Genomic DNA, 21,571 nt, shown 5'->3' with positions numbered 1-21,571 from the left:
TTATACTATCTATCAGCTAAATTGATGTGTTATGGAAATTGATGCGCTTAAAAGTTTACTTGCATTTGTCGACACTGGAAGCATAACGCGCGCTGCTAAACAGGTTAATCGCACTCAGTCAGCAGTGAGTATGCAGATGAAAAAACTCGAGCAGGATATAGGTAAGGTGCTGTTTGAAAAAAATGGTCGCAATCTCATTTTGTCAAAAGATGGGCATCAACTTGTTGGTTATGCAAAACAGCTTATTGCACATTACGACAGCACATTAAATGCCGTTAAAACGGACCGCAATAAGTTACGCATTCGGTTAGGTTGCCCTGATGATTACGCCGATGCTATTTTGCCAAGCGTAGTAAAAAAAATGCATCAGTTGTGGCCAAGTTTAGATCTACAAATACGTTGTTTACCAAGCAATATTATTCGACAGCAGCTCGACAATGGTGAACTCGATTTAGGCATAGTAACACGCTCATTTGATAGTGAAGAGGGGATTATTATTGCTAAAGATAGCGGTGTATGGGTAAGTAATGGTGATTGTAAAATACTAGAGCAAATGCCTTTGCCACTGGTAACATTTCAGCAAGATTGTCGTTTTCATCACGCAGCAATTGAAGGCCTGCACAAGCAGGGAACGCAATTTAAGTTGATTGCCATGAGTGGCAGTGTCGCTGCGATGCAAGGGTTGATAAAACAAGGTATGGCAATTGGTGCTATGGCGCGCTTAAGTATCGGCGAGTTAACAGAGCTGAAAAATACGCACTTACCCGCCTTACCTGATATTAGTATTGTGATAATTAGTAACGTGCATACCAATAGCAAAATTTCTCAAACTGAGCTGTTACAACTAGGCAACAGTGTTTAGCTGTAATGTCATAAACGTGCTGTGTGGATCTTCTTGATAATCAGCGAAAGGACCACAGATATTAAATCCAAACTTTAGATACAAATTGCGTGCAGCATAAAAGTATTCTTGCGTACCGGTTTCTAGGCTTAGTGACAAATAGGCTTTATCAATAGCTAGCTCAATTGTGTGTTGCAGTAAGCGCGAAGCCACACCGCTTCCACGGGCGTGCTTTGCGGTGCGCATTGACTTTATTTCAGCGTGGTTTGGGCAAAGCTGTTTTATTGCAATACAGCCAAGCAAGTTATCATCACGCCATGCGCTGAAAAAAGTGATATTACTTTTTTTAAGTTCGTTAAGGTCAAGTGCATGAACACTCTCAGCGGGTGATGTTGCGTACATATCATCTAAATGTTCTTGTAGCAGAGCAATCACAGCAGGGCTGGATAAATCATCAATTTTAATGTGCATGTAAGGTCTTCTGTAAAATAATTCAATCACGCTATTCATCTAATATGCCAATTTTCTTTTGTTTTTAATGTATTGAATTTATTGGTGAATTATTTTTTGATTGAACCTGAGAAACGGAAAACGATAGGAAATGCCATTTTTTGGTGCAAGCTTTGCTCTTTTCTTTAGCACTGGTCTTGCATCTAAATTTGCACTGGGGTTAAGCTAGTTCAAATTTTCTAAAGCCAGTAATTTATGGAAAAGTTTAACGATATCTATCTTCGCGCAGTCGAGCGAAAGGGCGGTGAGCGTCAATTAAAGGCGTTGCTGTCAAAACCACTGAGTAATAAGCGCATAGCAGAGTTGCCAGATTCAGCTTGGTTATCTGAATTTACCAAAAAGATTTTTCAAAGTGGATTTTATTGGTCGGTTATTGAGAAAAAGTGGCCTGGCTTTGAAGAGGTATTTTGGCGTTTTGATGTTGAGGCATTACTAATGATGTCGCCGGAACAACAGGAAAAAGCCGCTAGCGATGAACGTATTGTACGTAACTATAAAAAAGTACAAACGGTGCAAGCCAATGCCTTTATGATCCATGATGTTGCTAGTCAGCATGGTAGTTTTAGTCAGTTTATCGCAGATTGGCCAAGTGGCGACATTATTGGACTTTGGCAGTATCTTAAAAAGCATGGCGCACGCTTAGGAGGTAACACTGGGCCTTATGCGCTTCGTGTATTAGGCAAAGATACCTTTTTGTTATCGCGAGATTGTGAGAGCTATTTGCGCAGCCATAAGATTATTGATGGCGGTTTACAAACTAAAAAGTCGTTGGTTGCAATTCAAGCTTTCTTTAATGAATTACAACAGCAAAGTGGCTTAAGTTATCAAGAGCTTAGCCAAATAATTTCATATAGCTGCGGCGATAATGTAGTTGGTATTAGCTAACACAGTAAGTTAACTACGCGGTACAAATTCTAATACGGTTGCATTGATGCAGTAACGTAGCTGACCATTTGGGCCATCATCAAACACATGGCCTAAATGAATGTCTGACTCAACGGCACGAATTTCAGTACGCACCATGCCAAAGCTATGGTCTGGTTTTTCATATACTGCATCTTTAACCGGTTTGGTGAATGAAAGCCAGCCACTGTTAGAGTTAAAGCGATCACGTGTATCAAACAACTTGGCGCCACTTAACTTATCAATAAATACTCCATCCGGCGTGTTTTTAAAAATCTCATACTGTTTGCAATAACGGTTATCCGTGCCTTTATTAAACGCCACATTGAATGCTTCACCTTTACCCAGTTTAAATGCGCCTACAATTTTGTAGAACTCGTCGCGAGACACATAACCTTGGCGTGCAAATACTTCTTTGCCTTGCTCTAACAAAATAATAGTTGGGGTTGCCCATGTAGGCGTTTTAATTTTAAGGCCATGGAGTTGGTCGGCTGTTCTGAATGTAAGCGGAATGGAGCCTGCATAACCTGCTGCTGTTTCTGCTTTGAATTTCTCACAATACGGACAGAAAGGCGCATCAATAACTAAAATCTGTTTACCTTCTAGCAGCGTGCTGTTGTCACGTTTAGCAACTTTTTGTTGCTTAAATGTCACACCAGTGCGTAAATCGGGGCAGTAGCCATTAGGATTTTTTGCAAGATAATCTTGGTGATATTCCTCTGCGGCGTAGAAGGTTTCTAGCGGCTTAATGCTGGTGGCTATTTTGCCAAAACCTGCGTTGGTTAGCAGAGTTTGAAACTGTTTTGTAACGCCAACAGCAGTCGTTTTTTGTTGCTCTGAATTATATAAAATCGTTGAGCGATATTGTGTACCTACATCATTACCTTGGCGGTTCACCTGTGTCGGATCATGGTGTTCATAAAAATGCTGTAAAATTTGCTCTAAACTAATTTCATTACGATTAAAAGTGACCTTAACGACTTCGGCATAGTTATTAGGGTTGTACTTGTTACTTTTTTTGATGATGTTGCGGTAGGTTGCTTTAAAGCCGCTGCCATCCGCATAGCCACTCACGGCATCAATTACGCCATCAAGTGCTTCATAGCGTTTTTCTGCGCCCCAAAAGCAGCCCGAGCCAAGCACGATTGAATCTAAGTGATTGGTTTGTGGCTTACGCTCTTGTGCAATGTTGGTAAAGCTTAATAAGAATAAGCTAAAGCAAATTAGGTAGTTCATGTTGATGCCTTGTTAAACTTTATACTACGTAAATACATAGACCTGAGATCGCCTTGTTTATGTTCACAGCCGTTCAACATTTAGATTAGCCGTTTATCAATTAGTGAAAGTGGCAGTGACAAATTGTTTTATTCTTTATCGCAACAACAAGGGGGAAATATGAAAAAATTAATCTCAATAGCACTTGGTTTATCAGCACTCACCTTAGCTGGCTGTAATGCGACGATGGATGTTACTTATACGCCGATTACCGAACTGGAAACGCATACCGATTGGGAAATCGATACCGCAACGGGCTCTTGGAAAGTAGTTGAAAGTACTGTTTATATTAGCGCCGAGGAAAAACAGCACGAGCTACCTAAGCAATATGATCGCTTCTCCAATAATTAACTTTACTAATTTGAGTCTTTTGGAGTGCGCCTCGATAAAATTAAGCGCACTCTAAGTTAAAAGCGTGAGGTCACCAGCAAGGTAACCGAATCTAATCCTGAACTATCATCGCCAAATCCAGCACCCAAACCAAAGTTAAATGAAAAGTGTTCATTAAACCAATACTGAGTTTGCACTTCAAAATTGTTATTATCGAGTTCATTGGTTTGCGCCAACGCTTGAATACCAATAAACCAGTTCTCATTGATATAATAGTCGGCACGTCCTTGATAATAATCTTCTTTCCCCGATATTTGTTTAAATACAAAATCCCAGCCTTGCCCTTGTTCAATTTTGGTGTAGCGTACATATGGGGTTAATCGCCAGTTATTACTTGAATCTTGCACACCAAAAACATCGGATTCGTTACGATATAAGTAAGTTACGCCAACACCTAGCTGCAAATTAGTGGTGATATTGTTACCGAGTTCGCCGTTAAGCATTAAATATTCGTTATTAAAATCGTTATCTTTTGCATACTCTACGTTAGAGCGAACAACCAACGCATTGTCTAAATAATGTGTGTATTCGACGTCAATATCATAAAAATCATCCAGTACGAGTGCTCGCGTCGAGAGGGTATTGATTCTATTTAGATAGGTTTTAATATTGTGAGGACCACTTGCCGATGCCAGATCTTCAAAGGCGTAGGTGTAAGCAATCCCAACAAAATTATCATCAAAGTCATAAAGGTCAGACACACCAAAATCGATTTGATGTTGAATCGTGTCGCTGGCTAAGCCACTATTGCAGGCAAATAAAAGGGCTAAAGGCAGTAGTTTTTTCATGTTAATTCCTTTTTGACAGTAGGATAATGAAATAACTACCTATTGATAAGTTCAGACCTGTTTGAAATTGTTAGAGATTGTAAAAGCACCTAGCTTTGTATACGAGAGGACAGCAAATGATTTGGTATAAAGAAATAGATAAAGCGTTATGCGATAAGCTAGATGAAGGTTTGCATGGCAAAGGCAGCCTAATGAAAACGTTAGGGATTGAAATATGTGAAGTTGGCGACGATTATCTTGTTGCTAGCATGTCAGTTACACCTGATCACCACAACCCTATTGGTATGCTGCATGGGGGCGCGAATGTTGTGCTAGCTGAAACTGTAGCAAGCTATGCGGCAAACTTTGTTGTAGATACCGATAAGTATTACTGCGTAGGCCAAGAAATCAATGCGAATCATATTAAAGCAGCGCGCAAAGGTATGGTGTATGCCACAGCAAAAGCTGTTCACTTAGGTAAGCGTACCTCTGTGTGGGAAGTTAAAATTACCAACCAAGCCGGTGAGCTTACCTGTATTTCAAGAATGACCGCAGCGGTGGTTGAGCGACGATAGTTGATCTACATCTAGTTACCGCGTTTTAGCGCTGGTATTTTATCTACCGCTGGCATATACCTTAGCCAGAGGTATATGCAAATGAGTGAAAAATCGTTAATTACGCTGCTTAAAGTAGTTATTGTGCTTGGATTATGCTTAATAGGGCTTGGTTATTATTTGATAAATGTCGCGCACATTGAGCAAAGCATGGGTATCTCCGGCATGATGATTGGCGGAGGGTGTTATGCGCTTGGATTAATTTTATCTTTGCCAACCAAAATGTACCTTACTTTTATTTGGGTTACCGCGGAACAAAGAAAAAAGAGTGGTTAACAGGTTAGCTCAGCAGATTATTAAATAATCAGCCATACTATGATTTATCATTCATTATTAGTAGCACTTGTGATTAGGTTTTTTTGTTTATTATTGTTGTGTATTAACGCTCATGTGTATGCCCGCGATATTAAAGTCGCTGCAGGTAACTTTACTCCGTACTTCAAAGCAAGTACGTATCAACGCCATGTTGGCTTATACGAACAACTCTTGTCTGTAGGGCTAAATAGAGCAGGGTTTAACCCGACCTACATCAATGTTTCAAACGATGCCATAAAACGCTACTACGAAAAGCAACGGGTTGATATTGCAGTGAATTGGACTGGTACATTTACTGGCGAAGGTTATCCGTCTCAGTACCGTTTGTTTTTCTACAATCGCGCAATTTTAAGTAAAGACAATCGATGGATTAAGGCCGAACATGTGCTTGATTTAAAAGGTGCAAGGCTAGCAAGTTTCTCAGGTGCAAGTTTAAACTTTGGTCATGATTTTCAAATTTTGATAAATGACGTAAATACACGTTATTTTGAAAGTGGTGATCAGCTTGCCGTAAATAAAATGCTGGTGGCGAATAAAATTGATGTGTTAATTGCTGATTGGCTTAAGTTTTATCGCTTTGTTAAACCTTTGGGCTTAGTAGATAAGTTTGTGCCGTTAGATATTATCACAAATGCTGGTTCGCAGATTATCTTTAGAGATGAGAAAGTACGCGATGCATTTGATACTGCAATAACGCAAATGTATGTTAGTGGTGAGCTAGATAAGCTCACCCTAACATGGTTGGCAAAAAATAATTTACCTAAGGTATCACATCGTTTTTTAGCTAAACGACCTTAAATACCGCCGCCGTCTGTGTGAAGGCCACACTCACGATTTAAACCAAAGAAACGTGTTTCTTCTTCGGTCATGCCTGGCTCTAGTTTACGTGTGGTATGCACATCACCCATCGACACATAGCCTTGCTCCCATAACGGGTGGTAAGGTAAATCGTGTTTGGTTAAATACTGATACACATCACGGCTATGCCAATCAATAATTGGATAAACCTTCACCGTACCGCGGCTGATCTCAAGCACTTGCTTATCTGCACGAGTCGATGATTGTTGGCGACGTAAACCGCTAAACCAAGTACCTGCATCGAGTTCTTTTAATGCACGTGTCATTGGTTCAACTTTATTTAAGGTATTGTATTGTTTAATACCTTGTTCGCCTTGTTCCCACAATTTACCAAACTTAGCTTCTTGCCACGCAGGGCTTAGCTCTGATTTATACACTTTCAGATTGAGTTTCAATCGCTCAGTAAGCTCATCAATAAACTGATAAGTTTCTGGGAAAAGATAACCAGTATCTGTTAAAACCACTGGAATATCTGCTTTATGTGATGTTACTAGGTGCAACATCACAGCCGCTTGAATGCCAAAGCTAGACGATAAAAAGTGTGTGCTTGGTAAATTTTCTAACGCCCATAAAACACGTTCTTCAGTCGAAAGCTCTGCTAGCATGCCATTTGCATCGGCAAGCATGGCATTCTGAACGTCTTTATCTAGCGTTAATATTTGCTTAAATTCACTCATGCATAAATTCCAAATGAGGGCGGCTAACCGCCCTTAAAATATTAAGCGTGGAAGTCTGTTTTAGAAACTTTCACTTCGGCAACGATTTCCTTGCGGATAGCGAAGTCACCAAAACACTCGCCTTCGTTACGCTCCTTGGCCCATTGGCCAATTAATTCATCTAATGCTGGTAGATATACATCTTCACCCACGTTTTCTAGGTAAAGCTTAGGTACACGCGTACCTTCACGGTTACCACCTAGGTAAACGTTGTATTTACCTGGGCCTTTACCAACAAAACCAATTTCAGCTAACATGGCGCGACCACAACCATTCGGGCAACCTACGACACGCATAATGATGTCGTCGTTTGGAATTTCGTGCTTCGCTAAAATTGCTTCTGATTTCTCGATAAGCTCTGGCAGGTAACGCTCTGCTTCAGCCATCGCAAGCGGGCATGTTGGTAATGCCACACATGCCATTGAGTTAAAGCGTTGCTCTGAGTGTGAGTCGTCAATTAAGCCGTGCTCACGAGCGATTTTCTCAATGATGTCTTTTTGATCCGCAGGAACACCGGCAACAATTAAGTTTTGGTTTGCCGTCATGCGGAAATCACCTTGGTGAATTTCAGCAATCTTACGACAACCTGTTTTCAGCGGCTGATCTGGGTAATCAAGAATACGACCACTTTGGATAAATAGCGTTAAGTGGTGCTTACCATCAATACCTTCTACCCAACCGATACGGTCGCCACGGTGAGTGAACTCATACGGGCGGCTGTCTTCAAATTTAACGCCAGCACGGTTTTCTACTTCAGCTTTAAATGCATCACTACCAAATGTATCTAACGTGTACTTAGTTTTTGCATTCTTACGGTTAACACGGTTACCCCAGTCACGTTGAACAGAAACAACATGCTCGGCAATTTTTAGCGTGTGCTCAAGTGGGATAAAACCAAAATCATCCGCTTTACGCGGGTAAGTGTTTACATCACCGTGGGTCATTGCAAGACCACCACCAACTAGTACGTTAAAGCCAACTAGCTTGCCGTCTTCTGCAATGGCAACAAAGTTCAAGTCATTCGCGTGAACGTCTACTTCATTGTTTGGTGGAATGGTAACTGTCGTTTTAAACTTACGAGGTAAGTAAGTAGACCCTAAAATTGGCTCTTCTGTTGTTTCAGTCTTCTCACCGTTTAACCAGATTTCAGCATACGCTTTGGTGTGTGGTAGTAAGTGCTCAGAAATTTTTGCAGCCCACTCGTAAGCTTCTTGGTGTAACTCAGACTCAACAGGGTTAGTGGTACATAGTACGTTACGGTTAACGTCACCGGCAGTTGCAATTGAGTCAATGCCAACGCTGTTTAGCATTTGGTGCATTTCTTTAATGCCCGGCTTTAACACACCGTGGAACTGGAATGTTTGACGCGTTGTTAAACGAATACTGCCATAAATAGTTTTATCGCCAGCAAACTCATCAATCGCAAGCCATTGCTTAGGGGTAATAATACCGCCCGGCATACGTGCGCGAAGCATTACGTTGTGCATTGGCTCTAGCTTTTGCTTGGTGCGCTCTGGACGAATATCACGGTCGTCTTGTTGGTACATACCGTGGAAACGGATCAACTGGAAGTTATCCGCTGTAAAGCCACCTGTAAGCTGATCTTTTAAATCCGCTTCAATGGTACCGCGTAAAAAGTTACTTTGTGTTTTAAGTCTTTCGTTATCAGCAAACTTGGCATTTGGGTCTAGCTTGCTGTTAGGTTTGTAATCTGTGCTCATGGCTTATCCTAAAATTCTACTGTGACGGTCAGTGTGGTGTACTGATAAATTAGTACACATCTTTTTGATAACGGTTGTTGCTACGCAGCTCTTTTAGGTAGCTTTCAGCTTGCTCGTCATCTTTGCCACCATGGGCTTTAATAATATCGATAAGTGCTTGGTGAACGTCTTTCGCCATGCGATTAGCATCACCACAAATGTAGAAGTGTGCACCTTTTTCTAACCATGCAAATACTTCTTCGCCTTTCTCGCGAAGACGGTCTTGCACGTATACTTTTTCTGCTTGGTCGCGGCTAAACGCAAGATCTACTTTGTTTAGTAGGCCTGACTTCACATAACCTTGGATCTCTACTTGGTATAAGAAATCTTGGGTGAAGTGTGGGTTACCGAAGAATAACCAGTTTTCACCTTCTGCTTCACGTGTATCACGTTCTTGTAAAAATGCACGGAATGGCGCGATACCTGTACCAGGGCCTACCATGATAACAGGTGTGTTATCGTCATTTGGTAAACGGAAGTTGTCGTTATGCTCGCTAAATACTTTAACCTGTGCACCTTCCTCAGCGCGATTTGCAAGGTAACCAGAACAACCACCAAAGTGTTTTTCACCAAAGGCATCAAACTCTACTAAACCAACCGTTAAGTGCACTTCTTCTTCCACTTCTGCTTGACTTGAAGCAATTGAGTATAAACGTGCTTGTAGCTTACGTAGGCAGTTAACTAAATCTTGTGCGCTAATGTCGCTCGGGTTTTGCTTGATAATATCGAAGATTTGACGTGCTTCAATGTACTCACGCATTGCCGCTTTGTCTTCAACTAGCTTTAATAGCTCAGCGTTGTTTGTCGCATGTGCATATTTTTCAACAAAACCAGGGTAAGACTGAGTTAGCTCTAGTTTTTCAATTAACGCCGTGCGAATTGATAATGTTTCTTCACCTAACGTGATTTCAGTCGCGCCATCAATATTTAATAGTGCTAGCGTTTCATCAACCAGTGCTTCGTCATTTAAGAAGTAAACACCTAATGAATCACCTGGAAGATACGTGATGTCAGAGCCTTCTAGTGAGATCTCAATGTGACGTACGTCTTTCGTTGAGTCGCGACCTGTGATCTTTTGTACCACACTTAGCTCAGCCGCAAATGGGTTTTGCTTAGTGTATTGGCTTTGCGCTGGTGCTGCACCGAATCCAGTCATAGGAATAACCTGTGCTGAACCTTGCGACTGTGCTTTTAGCTCAGGCTCGAATGCATCAACTGCACCACCGATCCAAGCTGCTGCTTGGTCTTCATAATCAACGTCTAAATCAGCACGCGCAACCACTGTTTCTGCGCCTAGTGCTTTAAAGCGCTCTTCAAAATCAATCGCTGTCTGGCAGAAGAATTCATAGCTTGAATCACCTAAACCGATAACCGCTACCTTAACACCATCTAGTTTAGGTGCTTTTTTCGATGCTAAGAACGCATGTAGGTTTTCAGCGTCTTCTGGTGGCTCACCCTCACCATAAGTAGAAACAGCAACAGCAATAAACTTTTCTTTCTTAAGTTGAGCAGGTTTGTAGTCAGCCATGTTTACAAGCTTAACCGCTAAGCCTTTCGCCTCTGCAGCCGCTTTTAACTGGTTCGCAACGCCTTTTGCATTGCCTGTTTGTGAACCATAAATAATGGTTAATGCCGCAGCTTCAGCAGCTTGTGCTGTTGCGCCCGCAACCTGACCTGATAATGCTGCTGTATTGGCATTTGCTGCTAAGTAACCACTCACCCAAGCTTGTTGAATTGGGTTCAGTTCAGCAGTAAGCGCTTGTAACTTCTGTACTTGCTCTGGCGTAAGCGGACTCGCTTGCGCAGAAAGTTGACTTAACAACATGGAATTTTTTCCTCGACCACCAAATGGTTTATACATTTCTTAACGGTGCTTGTTATACATCTAATAACAACACACCTTTTTAAGCTTCTCTGATGGTGAAATATAACGATGTCATGACAAAGAAAAAAATAATAGAAAGTGCTTTGTTATTCCAAAAAGGAATGTATGAGGTGTTATTTATAATTTTTATTGAGAGTGGACGCGTTAATTGATTGTTGTGCCTGAAATTAGTTGTGGCAAGTTGCGTTATTGCGATTGGATAATATTTAATGAAGGTAGACGAAAGTGACTACTTTTAGTGGTTTTAATCACAGTGAGTAGGTCGTAATTCACTGTGATTAATCTCTCGGATGGTGTTTGTAAGCGAATTACTCAACCGGATAAATTGTCATTTCAATGCCTGCGCCTATGGCTGAAATTCTAAGCAAGGTATCGGCATGTAGTGCTTGATTAAAGCACTTTGGATTTTTACCGCTTTGAAAGCCAATATCGAACGTACGTTTTGTACAACTAAGCCATTGCTTTAATGCGTTGCGAGAGCAGGACTCAATCAACTCACATAAGTGATTAATAGCACTATCAGGAGAAGTTACGTCAATGTTTGCCTCTATACGCGCTAACTGACGAGTTTCATCTTTGTCGTAGTGAAGTACCATAGCCGACTTACCCAAGTCTGAAACTAGTTGGGCAATATCTTGTTTTGACTCGATTTCTAGGTCGACATTAAGAAACTGAATATCTGACATTGATGTTTTCTCTGTAATTGCTTAATCGCTAACTTTACATTAGATTGGCTTTTATCTCTAGTTTCGCAAAGATCATATTCCATACTGTAAAACTCAATAAAGAAAATAATAATGAAAAAATCGTGGTTTAAATGGGCGCGTAAGTGCCACAAATGGTTAGGTTATTTACTCGCGTTACAAGTATTCGCATGGTTATTGGGTGGTTTAGTTATGAGTGCGATTCCACTGGAATATGTACACGGTAAACACCTTGCCAAACGACAGTTAGAAAATCCTTTCTCGCAAGATGTATATACAAGTAATTTTGATAACTTTAAGCAATATAATATCGGATTGAAAAATGTCAATTTCATACACTTCTTAGAGACTCCTGTAATTGAATTAGTCGGCCATAAAGAGCGAGTTTACTTGCATGGCGAAACGGGAGAGAAACTCGAGGCACCTAATAAACAGCAAGTTATCAGGCAGGCAAAAGCCCATTACTTGGCGGATAGCCAAAACATAGACGCGACCGCATCACTGTTAAAAGAGGGACCGAGAGAGGTCGGTTACAGAAACAACATTTGGCGTGTAGACTTTGCGGATAATGTTAACACTACATTGTATATACAAGCTAATTCGGGTCAGGTAATTACTGTACGTAGCACTATTTGGCGTATTTTTGATTTCTTTTGGATGCTGCACATAATGGATTATGACGAGCGTGAAGACTTTAATAATCCATTATTAATTAGTTTTGCTGCTGTTACTGTATTGTTTTGTATTTCAGGAATGATGCTGTTGTTTCAAAATATGCCTTTAAGAAGAAAACGAAAAGCTCGAGCAAATTGATTTGTTGTCATAAAGCTTTTTTATAAGTGCCGCCAATTTGTCATCGGATGTTTTTAGCGTAAGACTTATTACACATAAGGAAGCGCGAATATGGCAAAGAAATATTATTCCTGTATTTGGATCTCAGATGTGCATTTGGGCTACAAAGACTGTAAGGCTGAATTCTTACTGGATTTTCTCACCAATACAGAATGCGATGTGCTTTACTTAGTTGGCGATATCATTGACTTATGGTCGATGAAGCGACAATTTTACTGGCAACCAAGCCACTATCAAGTGCTAGAGTGTATTCGCAACAAAGCTAACTCTGGCACGCGCGTTATTTATATTCCCGGCAACCATGATGAAACCTTTCGCGCTTATGTTGGCGAAGCATTTATGAATGTTGAAGTGCATCGCAGTTTTATTCACACAGCCAAAACCGGTAAGCGTTTTTTGCTTGTGCATGGCGATGACTTTGATTCTGCAACACGGTATAGCAAACTGATCAGTATAATCGGCGATAGCGCATACGACTTTCTACTGTTTTTAAATCGTTGGCACAATCGTGCGCGGCACTTATTCGGCAGTCATTATTGGTCGCTTGCGTCGTGGATTAAAAACCGGATTCATAAAGCACGCCAAGCAATCGCTGCGTTTGAAAAGGCAGCCGTGCACGAAGCAAAAAAGCAAGGTGTTGATGGCATTATTTGCGGTCATATTCATCAACCTGATATCAAGAAAATTGATGGCATTTTGTATTGTAATGACGGTGATTGGATAGAAAATTGCACTGTGTTGGTTGAGGACGAATCAGGCCGAATTGAGTTGTTGCATTGGTCTGATATTCAAACCAGCTTGAAAGTGGTCGATTTAAGTCAGAAGCACAGCGAGCAGGCAGCTTAAACTTGTTTTGATGCTTGAGTTTGTAGATGCTTTAGCTTGGGCTGAAGCATCTAACACCTACTTACTACTCTTTTTCGATAGTAAGAATGACTTCACCTACTTTGATACCAAACTTAATAATTTCGGTGCGATTGATCAGACGTTTTTCATTAATCAAAAACATCCAATCGTCTAGTGTGACTTCGAGCGGTTCGCCTTGGTAGTCAATTACTAATTGATAACGCCAATAAAGTGCTGAGCCTTTTGCCATGCCCATCGCTGTGCCTACCACATCATTGGCGGTGCCTTTGTAATTGCCGTCGCCTAAATTTTCTAAATACCAAGTGCGTGTTTGTTTTTCCCCGTCGTCATAGACAAACCATTCTTCGAGTTTGCCTTTATCTTCTTGCCACGTACCCAGTAAATCAACACTAAAGCGTCGTGTTAACGCCCCTGAGCGGTCAAGCACTACACCGTGAGCAGTTAATTTACCGTTAAAGAATCGCTCTAATTTAAGTTCGGGAGATGTGCCTGTGTAATCGTTAATATCTGGGCTTGAACATGCTGAAATTAATATGGTTAGTGCCATAATTAGCAAGTGTTTCATTTTTTATCTCCAACAAGTTTTGCCCGCAACTTTGGGCGAGTGGTTTTTTCTGATAACCAAATATTTAAGAAGGCATCGCCAAAGTCTGGATCGTTAACTGTGCCTAAAAGCCCTTGATGATTGAAAAAGCTTGCGCTGTTGTCTTCATTGCGCGTCACAATCAACATGTCATTCTCTTTAATGTTAGGCCAAATAGTAGCGAGTTGAACTAGCCACTTGGGTATATTTTGATGGGTCACGCCAATGTGTTGCCATTGGTCTGCAGTTGCTTCTATTAAGTCCTCTTTGTCTATATCTCGGTAATAAGTGATTTTCAGCGCGAGTTTAGCGTCGTCAAATGAGTAACGCGTTTTACTGCCAAATAGTTCGGCTTTGTATAAGTGCCAAAATAGCACTTTCATCTCACCTTCACCGTATTTAGTGAGTTGGTTTGTTTGTATCGCAAACAGGCTTGGGGCGAATAAAAAGGTCGCAAATAGTAATGTTTTAAACATGGCTAACATCCAGTTAGTTGTGTTTAGATTCTACGAGCCTTTGTTTAAAAACGATCAATGCGGGCAGCAGTAGTGCCCAAATAATTGCGTACACAGTAAAGAGTGACAGTCGGCTTAAAGATGTGGTGATGGCAGAAAAATTAAGTGCACCAAGGTAACTCAGTGCACCGCCAGATGCGCCAATGATGGCAACTAGCCATAGCTTACAATTACCTAACCAACTTAATGAATGATTAATTGAAAGTACAAACATAACCCATAGGCATAGCAGCCAAAGTGGGAATTGAGCGGCGGCAAAACTAATCACATTTAGTTGAAACAGTATGTAATCAATCACACAACCAAAGAGGGCAAAGGGTAATAGCTTTACGTCGCTTCGTTTTGTTGGCGATAACGCAAAGTGAAGGGTAACGATTAATGGAGTCAGCCAGCTGGCATTTGCTGTGAGTAGCGCACAGCAAAACCAAGCTAGCTGAAATAAAACAAGGTTAGTAAGCCAAAATTTGTTGGTCATAATTATCGCGATACTGAGGCTTTCGCATAACAAGCTGGTGGGTACTGATCACGCGCTCAATGAATGCGCCTTCGCAATAACATAAGTAGAAATGCCACAGGCGCTTAAATTGCTCATCAAAACCAAATTGAGTTAACTCTGACCAAGCGTTATCAAATTTCATGCGCCAGTCGTAAAGTGTTCGCGCATAATGTAAGCCAATGTCTTCCACGTTATCGATCATCATATTAGTTTGTTCGGCAATGTGCTGATTCATCACCGCATTAGACGGTAAACAGCCGCCCGGAAAAATATAACGTTGAATAAAATCAACATTATTACGGTAGTGTTCGTAACGGGCATCTAAAATGGTAATTGCTTGGATGAGCATTAGGCCTGAGTCTTTCAGCAGGCTGTTACATTTAGCAAAAAACTCCGCCATAAACTTATGACCAACTGCTTCAATCATTTCGATTGAAACCAGCTTATCGTATTTACCTTCCAGTAAGCGATAATCTTTTTTCAGTAATGTGATTTTATCTTCTAACCCTTCGGCTTTTACTTTTTCGACGGCGTACTCGTATTGCGCATCAGAGATTGTGGTTGTAGTAACCTTACAGCCATAATTCTTAGCGGCAAAAATAGCGAATCCGCCCCAGCCGGTACCGATTTCAATCAAATGGTCACTTTCAGAAAGTTTAAGCTTGTCACAAATAGTTTTTAATTTATTAAGTTGTGCTGAATGTAAGTCAGTCGCTTCATTTGAATAGATGGCGCTTGAGTACATCATAGTGCTATCTAAAAAGCGGGTGTAGAGCTCGTTACCTAAATCATAATGGGCGAGAATGTTTTTCTTTGAGCCAGATTGTGTATTGGCATTGCCCCAGTGAAACAAAAAGTTTTTAATTTTAGTTAACAGCGATTTTTTAGATTCTACCTGGTCAAGCGTACTGCTACTACGGGCAAAAACACGAATTAACTCGGTTAAGTTAGGCGATGTCCATTTCTTGTTGAGGTAGCCTTCTGCTGCTGCAATGCTACCGCCTTTAATAAAATCGATATATAGGCTTGGATCAAGCACTATTAACTTGCCTCGTAGTTCACTGTCTTGGTTACCTAGAAAAGTAATCTGACCGTTTTCTTCAATTTCTACGCCGGCATTTTCAATTTGATTCAGTGCGTTTAAAACGAGTGAACGACAGCGTGATGTAAACCACGATAACTCGTTTTCCTGCGTTAGATTGGTTGAGCTGGTACTTTGCTGCTCCATAATTATCCTCTCGCGTTTGGGTGCGCAATAAATGGGATGCGTTTGGCAAAAAGCTTAAGTGCTTGCCAGTAAATGCCAGCGACTACTTTTAGTGTCATTGCTGGCGTACTAAGCCATGTTTTAAGCATATTTCTGCGCGAAAATTCGCAGCGTGATAATGCTACTGTGGCGTCAAACACTTTCTCTGATTTATGGTTTTCGATATGAATAAGTACTTTTTCTTGTGGCGCTTTTACGCGCCATACATATTGCATATCCAAATCCATAAACGGCGACACATGAAATGTTTTATCCATGCGTTGTTGTTTAGAAATATCCACTACATAGTAGTGTCGCTCTAACCAAGGCGTATTCGAAACTTCAACTAACATGGTTGTACACACATTATCTTGGTCGTAACAAAAGAAAAAATTTGCAGGGCTAAAATAGATACCGAAATTTCGGCATTGCCCCATAAACGTTACTTTTGTGCCATCCCAGTTACCACCTAACTGTGTAACTTTACTGGCAATACGTTGCTTTAAGTTGCCCGGTTCACCTTTAATATAATCGTCTTGAAAAAAGCTAATTGGTGCGAATTTTTTAAGGCTAAATAAACGGCTAGTTGTGGCGACTAAGTCTAGTTCGTCTAAATCAAGTGCCAGCATATACATGCTATAGCTAAAGGCATGTTGCTTAGGAGAAAAGCGTCTATGCCTTACTTGTCCGCAGTATATGCCGCTATTCATAGTTATAGTTCGCAATCAAAGCGTTTACATACGTCGAGCGCACTGCGAACGCCATCTTCATGAAATCCGTTATACCAGTACGCACCGCAAAAGTGTGTGTGATTAGTGCCGCAGATTGTGTCTCGTTGCTGCTGTGCCGCCATACTTTGTTTATTAAACACTGGGTGATGGTAAACAAAGCTGCGTAAAATTTTGCTTTTATCAATTTGTTCAGTTTGATTGAGCGTAACACAGTAAGTCGTATCCGTTTTAAGTCCCTGTAATATGTTCATATTATAGGTTACTGCAGCGGGTCTTGGATTATTATTGTCTAAACGGTAATTCCAGCTTGCCCACGCAAGTTGACGTTTGGGCAACATGTTTATGTCGGTATGCAGTACTACTTCATTCTTGCTGTAAGGAATATTACCGAGTACTGATTTTTCTTGCTCGCTCGCATTGCCTAGCAGTTTTAATGCTTGATCGGAATGACAGGCAAATACAACGTCATCGAATATTTGAGTTGTACCATCTGCAAATTCTAAAGAAATACCGTTATTACCGCGCGTAACTTGCTTAATATCGCTGTTGAGGCGAATTTTATCGGCAAAGCGGCGCGTTAATGGCTTAATGTATTCTCGCGAGCCGCCTTTTATAACATGCCATTGCGGTCTATCGCTGATATTTAATAAGCCGTGGTTATAAAAAAAGCGAACAAAGAATTTCAGCTCGAAGTCTCGCATTTCTTGTAAGCTGGTGGACCAAATAGCTGCACCCATCGGCAAAATATAATGCTGGCAAAAGAAATCGCTAAAGGCGTGTTGGTCTAAAAAGTCGCCGAGCGTGAGCGCTGGATCTATATCGGTTTGATGTAGCTGCTTACAGAGTTTATTGAAGCGTAGAATATCTTTGATTAGCAACCAAAAACGAGGTTTAAAAATATTTGAGCGCTGTGCAAATAATGAATTAAGGCCGTGGCCATTATATTCCATTTGGCTTTGCACATTGTGCACGCTAAAGCTCATTTCAGTATCTTTGTAAGCAACCCCAATCTGCGATAATAGCTTTAAAAAATTAGGGTATGTTTTGTTATTACAAACAATAAAGCCGGTATCAATCGCGTGCTTTTCGCCGTTATGTTCAATATCAACAGTGGCTGTGTGTCCGCCAATGTAGTCGTTTTTTTCAAATAGAGTAATATCGTACTTCTTTGATAGTAAATAAGCGCAGGTTAAGCCTGAGATACCACTGCCAATAATGGCTATTCTTTTCATTATTTTGTCATCCTAATAGCAAGTTTGCGCCAGATAAAAAACGGTAACAGTGCGAGTGTTTTAAGTACTAAGGTAAAGCGTTTGGGAAAATGAATATCGTAGTGTTTTTTTTTCATACCTCGATAGATTGCCTGCGCTGCTTGTTCACTGGTAATACGGCTTGGCATCGGGAAATCATTTTTATCGGTTAAAGGTGTCGCAACAAATCCTGGGTGAATTGTACTGACCCCAATCTTATGGCGTGCCAAATCAATGCTTAGAGTTTTCGCTAAATAGCTTACGCCAGCTTTTGACGCACCGTAGGCTTGTGAGCGGGTAAGCGGCACATAAACAGCACTTGAACTCATTAAACCAAGTTGCCCGCCCGTATTTAACTGCGGTAACCACGCCTCTAAACAATAACCAACAGAAATAAGGTTGGTGTTGATCACGCGGGCAAACAAATCACCATCAAATTGTTTTGCGTTATCTATATATTCACAGGTACCCGCATTTAATATGATTTGATCGAGTTTGATGTTTTTGTCTAACGCGCTAAATATTGCTTGCTTGTCATTTAGATCAAAAACCAGCGGTATGATGCTGTTAAATTTACTTGTGAGCTTATCGAGTTTTTCTTGGTTGCGTCCACACGCGTATACAGTAAAACCTTGAGTCGCGTAGTATTTAGCAAGTGATTCACCAATGCCTGATGATGCACCTGTAATTAGTATCGTATTCATGCGGTGGCACGCTTTTTAACGAGATTTATTAACCCGCCAAGCACAGGAATATGTTGATAAAGCATATCGGCAGCGTTGAAATAATCGCGGTGAAAAATGACTTTGTCGTCTTGATACTCAAGGTAACTGTTGCCGTCAAATGACACTTCTTTGCCTGCTTTAATTTTGCTATGCGAGAAGTACATGGTCCAGTAGAGGCTAACGGCATTATCTTGTTGCAGTACCTTTTTCATTTCAAAACGCCCAGCGTCTAAGTTTTCGTACAGATTAGAAAAATACTTGGTAAGTGCAGATAGGCCATCAATGCGGTGTAGTGGGTCAATAAACACAACATCTTGATGATAAATATTAGCCAGTAGCGACAAGCTGGCGCGGTCCAACTTGTTGTACATAGTTAAAAAGTCATCAATATGCTGTGTGTTACTCATCGTTATTTAACTCTTTCTGATAATAATCAAGTGCCTGTAAGCGGGCTTCTTTTAAATCTACCAGTTGTGGCCAGTAGCTGTGATTGCCAACCGAATTTAAATAGGTTTGTGGTTGATGAATATACTTAAGCGGTACATTCTCAAGTTCTGGTAAATACTTACGAATAAAGCTGCCGTCAGGATCAAACTTTTCACTTTGCGTTATTGGGTTAAAAATTCTGAAATAGGGTTGTGCATCGCAGCCGGTGCCTGCTGCCCATTGCCAGCCACCGCTATTGGCGGCAAGGTCGCCATCAATAAGGTGCTGCATAAAAAAAGCTTCACCTAAGCGCCAATCAACCAATAAATGTTTGGTTAAAAAGCTTGCTACAATCATACGCAGGCGGTTATGCATCCAACCTGTTTGCTTTAACTGGCGCATAGCGGCATCAACGATCGGAAATCCGGTTTTTGCCTCACACCAAGCGGTAAATTTAGCGTGATCATTCGGCCAGTCGAAGCCTTTAAATTTGCCTTGAAAGTCGTGCAATTTGTTTAGATTTGGAAATGACAGCAGCAAGTTGCGATAAAACTCACGCCAAATTAGCTCGTTTAGCCAAGTAAAAATAGGCGCTTTTACATCTTCAAGTATGTGCGGGTAATAGGACAATAGATCGTATAAAACCCTTTTAGGGCTAATTGCGCCAATGGTTAAGTAAGGTGAAATACCACTTGTACCTTTAATTGCTGGGAAATCCCGATCGCGCGCGTAGTCGATAACTTTATCATTTAAAAAGCGAGGTAACACGTGTTGCATAAACTCGTGTGCCAAAGGCCATTTACTTGAATCTTGCTTGGCATAATTAAATGTAATGTTACTGGCTTGATGAGGGCTTTCTTCACTTTGTTTAATTGCTGCAAGATAATTTTGGTTAAAGCCATGCTGCTGCAGCGTTTTTACCCATGCTTTTTTGTATGGCGTAAAAACTTTGAACATTTCATTTTGTTTATTAAGCACTGCGCCATAAGGCAAAATGGTGTCAGCATCGTATAGCGTTAGCTCTAGTCGCTGCGCAGCTTTGTTGTCACGTATTTTTTCGCGTAATTCCGGTTCGCTATTAGCTACCACCGAAGTAATGTCATTTTCTTGGCAAAACTCTGATAGTTGGGCAATTTGTTGCTCAAACGTATCGCACTCAATAAAGCTCACTTTAATTCCGAGCTTGGTAAGCTGGTCGCTAAACCAATTTAAATGACGCTCTATAAAATCAATTTGAATGCCTGAATGATTGTGAGTTTGCCAAGTTTCATAGGCAGTAATAAAAACCGCATGCTGGCAATTTTGTTGTAACGCATAAAATAAAGCGGGATTATCGTCTAAACGAAAATCCCGTCTAATCCAGTAAAGAGTACTCATTTATAATCCGTATCTGAGCCTTAAATCCTTTGGATAAGGGTCTAAATAAGCTTGATTTGCCAAATAATCATTTGGGTAAGTTTGCAAATGATGGTTGATCAAAGTGAGTGGCACCATTAACGGCACTAAACCATCGTGATAAGCGATAATGTTTTCACTAAGTTCTTGTTTATTCTGCTTAGTTAGATGCTTTTTAAAATAACCTTGAAGGTGTTGCAAGGTATTCGTGTGATTTTTTCGGGATGCGGGCTTTTTAAGAGCCTGCATTAACATCGTAATGTATTTATCGGCTAATTGTTCCACTGGTAAATCGTTTTCTTCACCAAGCAATCTGCCGAGGGCTTTATACGCTGCTACATTATGGCTCATAACTAAATACTTTTGTTGACCATGAAACGTCGTCAACTTGTGTATCGTAAGTCCCGATGCCACAAGGTTTTGCCATTTTTTGTAGGTAAACACGCGCAGTACAAAATTTTCGCGTAGGTGCGGGTCGTTAAGGCGGCCATTTTCTTCACAGGGTAGATTTGGGTTAAGTGCCATTACTTGCTTAGCAAATAAACCAACGCCATCGTGTTCACAACCTTTTCCGTGCTCATAATAAACTTTGACACGTTCCATACCGCAACTTGGGCTGCCCTTCATAAACACAAAACCACTTAAATGCGACATTTTACTCGCGGATCTTTCAGCGTATTCGTTCATTTTTAGTGTAACGTCCATGCTGCCATCGGGACGTGAAACATGGATCATATCGTCGCGCTTAATTTGCCTAATAGTAGGGCGCGGCACAGGCAACCCAACCGCAACCTCAGGGCAAAACTTTTGGTACTCGACAAACTTTCCTAGCTGGTTAACGCAAAAATCAGATTTTTTATGACTTTTGTCAAAGCGTACTTGGTCACCTGTTAAGCAGGCGCTAATACCAAGTATAATTTTATCCTTATCTGTAACCATGCTCCCTC

25 protein-coding genes are annotated in these 21,571 nt (G+C 40.9%); 8 read left to right on the top strand and 17 right to left on the bottom strand.

Translation table 11 applies throughout. The features are described 5' to 3' along the window. Positions 1 to 31: 31 nt before the first annotated feature. Positions 32 to 862: a LysR family transcriptional regulator gene (locus tag AN214_RS15265; protein ID WP_054980508.1), complete on the top strand. Its 831-nt coding sequence runs from the start codon at positions 32 to 34 to the stop codon at positions 860 to 862. On the opposite strand, the gene AN214_RS15260 is transcribed toward AN214_RS15265, so the two are convergent. Next, complete coding sequence (locus AN214_RS15260) at positions 845 to 1,312, bottom strand: GNAT family N-acetyltransferase (protein WP_054980516.1); 468 nt, start codon at positions 1,310 to 1,312, stop codon at positions 845 to 847. The genes AN214_RS15265 and AN214_RS15260 overlap by 18 nt on opposite strands. A gap of 234 nt (positions 1,313 to 1,546) precedes the next feature. On the opposite strand from AN214_RS15260, the gene AN214_RS15255 reads away from it, so the two are divergent. Next, positions 1,547 to 2,236 (top strand): DNA-3-methyladenine glycosylase I, encoded by a 690-nt coding sequence (locus tag AN214_RS15255; protein ID WP_054980507.1) that lies wholly within the window; start codon positions 1,547 to 1,549, stop codon positions 2,234 to 2,236. A 9-nt stretch (positions 2,237 to 2,245) separates the two neighbouring features. Here AN214_RS15255 and msrA read toward each other — a convergent pair whose 3' ends face one another. Further along, a complete protein-coding gene (gene msrA, locus AN214_RS15250; RefSeq protein ID WP_054980506.1) occupies positions 2,246 to 3,490 on the bottom strand; it encodes a peptide-methionine (S)-S-oxide reductase MsrA in 1,245 nt (414 codons plus the stop codon). A 159-nt stretch (positions 3,491 to 3,649) separates the two neighbouring features. On the opposite strand from msrA, the gene AN214_RS15245 reads away from it, so the two are divergent. Beyond that, positions 3,650 to 3,880: a hypothetical protein gene (locus AN214_RS15245; RefSeq protein ID WP_054980505.1), complete on the top strand. Its 231-nt coding sequence runs from the start codon at positions 3,650 to 3,652 to the stop codon at positions 3,878 to 3,880. Positions 3,881 to 3,936: 56 nt separating this feature from the next. On the opposite strand, the gene AN214_RS15240 is transcribed toward AN214_RS15245, so the two are convergent. Continuing rightward, positions 3,937 to 4,707, bottom strand: coding sequence for a hypothetical protein (locus AN214_RS15240; RefSeq protein WP_054980504.1), 771 nt, complete (start codon positions 4,705 to 4,707; stop codon positions 3,937 to 3,939). 116 nt (positions 4,708 to 4,823) lie between these two features. On the opposite strand from AN214_RS15240, the gene AN214_RS15235 reads away from it, so the two are divergent. The 3 genes from AN214_RS15235 to AN214_RS15225 all read left to right on the top strand — a co-directional run bounded on the left by AN214_RS15235 (position 4,824) and on the right by AN214_RS15225 (position 6,413). Beyond that, complete coding sequence (locus AN214_RS15235; RefSeq protein WP_054980503.1) at positions 4,824 to 5,261, top strand: PaaI family thioesterase; 438 nt, start codon at positions 4,824 to 4,826, stop codon at positions 5,259 to 5,261. An 81-nt stretch (positions 5,262 to 5,342) separates the two neighbouring features. After that, positions 5,343 to 5,576 (top strand): hypothetical protein, encoded by a 234-nt coding sequence (locus AN214_RS15230; RefSeq protein ID WP_010562230.1) that lies wholly within the window; start codon positions 5,343 to 5,345, stop codon positions 5,574 to 5,576. Positions 5,577 to 5,645: 69 nt separating this feature from the next. Beyond that, positions 5,646 to 6,413, top strand: a complete 768-nt coding sequence (locus AN214_RS15225; RefSeq protein WP_152960780.1) for an ABC transporter substrate-binding protein — start codon at positions 5,646 to 5,648, stop codon at positions 6,411 to 6,413. Here the strand turns inward: AN214_RS15225 and AN214_RS15220 are convergent. The 4 genes from AN214_RS15220 to AN214_RS15205 all read right to left on the bottom strand — a co-directional run bounded on the left by AN214_RS15220 (position 6,410) and on the right by AN214_RS15205 (position 11,520). Next, the gene (locus tag AN214_RS15220; RefSeq protein WP_054980501.1) at positions 6,410 to 7,150 is read right to left on the bottom strand and encodes a phosphoadenylyl-sulfate reductase; all 741 of its coding nucleotides are present in this window, start codon (positions 7,148 to 7,150) and stop codon (positions 6,410 to 6,412) included. The two genes, AN214_RS15225 and AN214_RS15220, sit on opposite strands and share 4 nt — an antisense overlap. Before the next feature lie 41 nt (positions 7,151 to 7,191). Continuing rightward, positions 7,192 to 8,910: an assimilatory sulfite reductase (NADPH) hemoprotein subunit gene (gene cysI / locus AN214_RS15215; RefSeq protein WP_054980500.1), complete on the bottom strand. Its 1,719-nt coding sequence runs from the start codon at positions 8,908 to 8,910 to the stop codon at positions 7,192 to 7,194. Positions 8,911 to 8,959: 49 nt separating this feature from the next. Then, a complete protein-coding gene (locus tag AN214_RS15210; RefSeq protein ID WP_054980499.1) occupies positions 8,960 to 10,774 on the bottom strand; it encodes an assimilatory sulfite reductase (NADPH) flavoprotein subunit in 1,815 nt (604 codons plus the stop codon). 368 nt (positions 10,775 to 11,142) lie between these two features. Continuing rightward, the gene (locus AN214_RS15205) at positions 11,143 to 11,520 is read right to left on the bottom strand and encodes a hypothetical protein (protein ID WP_054980498.1); all 378 of its coding nucleotides are present in this window, start codon (positions 11,518 to 11,520) and stop codon (positions 11,143 to 11,145) included. 111 nt (positions 11,521 to 11,631) lie between these two features. Here AN214_RS15205 and AN214_RS15200 point away from each other — a divergent pair, with 111 nt between their 5' ends. After that, entirely contained in the window at positions 11,632 to 12,351 is a 720-nt protein-coding gene (locus tag AN214_RS15200; RefSeq protein ID WP_054980497.1) for a hypothetical protein, read from the top strand. 90 nt (positions 12,352 to 12,441) lie between these two features. Then, positions 12,442 to 13,236, top strand: coding sequence for a UDP-2,3-diacylglucosamine diphosphatase (locus tag AN214_RS15195; RefSeq protein WP_054980496.1), 795 nt, complete (start codon positions 12,442 to 12,444; stop codon positions 13,234 to 13,236). 64 nt (positions 13,237 to 13,300) lie between these two features. Here the strand turns inward: AN214_RS15195 and AN214_RS15190 are convergent, their stop codons facing one another. Genes AN214_RS15190 through AN214_RS15145 form a run of 10 tightly spaced genes read right to left on the bottom strand, consistent with a single transcriptional unit; the run spans position 13,301 to position 21,563 of the window. Next, complete coding sequence (locus tag AN214_RS15190) at positions 13,301 to 13,822, bottom strand: DUF3833 domain-containing protein (protein WP_054980495.1); 522 nt, start codon at positions 13,820 to 13,822, stop codon at positions 13,301 to 13,303. After that, positions 13,819 to 14,316, bottom strand: a complete 498-nt coding sequence (locus AN214_RS15185) for a chalcone isomerase family protein (protein WP_054980515.1) — start codon at positions 14,314 to 14,316, stop codon at positions 13,819 to 13,821. The genes AN214_RS15190 and AN214_RS15185 overlap by 4 nt, the downstream gene beginning before the upstream one ends. Positions 14,317 to 14,329: 13 nt before the next feature. Further along, complete coding sequence (locus AN214_RS15180; protein WP_054980494.1) at positions 14,330 to 14,830, bottom strand: DUF2878 domain-containing protein; 501 nt, start codon at positions 14,828 to 14,830, stop codon at positions 14,330 to 14,332. Further along, positions 14,805 to 16,079, bottom strand: coding sequence for a cyclopropane-fatty-acyl-phospholipid synthase family protein (locus tag AN214_RS15175; RefSeq protein ID WP_054980493.1), 1,275 nt, complete (start codon positions 16,077 to 16,079; stop codon positions 14,805 to 14,807). The genes AN214_RS15180 and AN214_RS15175 overlap by 26 nt, the downstream gene beginning before the upstream one ends. A 2-nt stretch (positions 16,080 to 16,081) precedes the next feature. After that, positions 16,082 to 16,807, bottom strand: coding sequence for a DUF1365 domain-containing protein (locus AN214_RS15170; protein WP_171043772.1), 726 nt, complete (start codon positions 16,805 to 16,807; stop codon positions 16,082 to 16,084). Between the two features lie 2 nt (positions 16,808 to 16,809). Next, positions 16,810 to 18,060 carry an NAD(P)/FAD-dependent oxidoreductase gene (locus AN214_RS15165; RefSeq protein WP_054980492.1) on the bottom strand — a complete coding sequence of 417 codons (1,251 nt, stop codon included), beginning with the start codon at positions 18,058 to 18,060 and terminating at the stop codon, positions 16,810 to 16,812. Beyond that, positions 18,060 to 18,782, bottom strand: a complete 723-nt coding sequence (locus tag AN214_RS15160; RefSeq protein WP_054980491.1) for an SDR family NAD(P)-dependent oxidoreductase — start codon at positions 18,780 to 18,782, stop codon at positions 18,060 to 18,062. The genes AN214_RS15165 and AN214_RS15160 overlap by 1 nt, the downstream gene beginning before the upstream one ends. Continuing rightward, a complete protein-coding gene (locus tag AN214_RS15155; protein WP_054980490.1) occupies positions 18,779 to 19,210 on the bottom strand; it encodes a nuclear transport factor 2 family protein in 432 nt (143 codons plus the stop codon). Before AN214_RS15155 ends, AN214_RS15160 begins: the two co-directional genes overlap by 4 nt. After that, positions 19,203 to 20,606, bottom strand: a complete 1,404-nt coding sequence (gene phrB / locus AN214_RS15150; RefSeq protein ID WP_054980489.1) for a deoxyribodipyrimidine photo-lyase — start codon at positions 20,604 to 20,606, stop codon at positions 19,203 to 19,205. The genes AN214_RS15155 and phrB overlap by 8 nt, the downstream gene beginning before the upstream one ends. Then, positions 20,607 to 21,563 (bottom strand): DUF1722 domain-containing protein, encoded by a 957-nt coding sequence (locus AN214_RS15145; protein ID WP_054980488.1) that lies wholly within the window; start codon positions 21,561 to 21,563, stop codon positions 20,607 to 20,609. Positions 21,564 to 21,571 lie beyond the last annotated feature (8 nt).

Origin of the sequence: Pseudoalteromonas sp. P1-9 (assembly GCF_001399975.1) — a bacterium.
Classification (GTDB): Bacteria; Pseudomonadota; Gammaproteobacteria; order Enterobacterales; family Alteromonadaceae; genus Pseudoalteromonas.
Note: the sequence above shows the minus strand (reverse complement) of the source record. Positions and strands in the feature narration are given on the sequence as shown.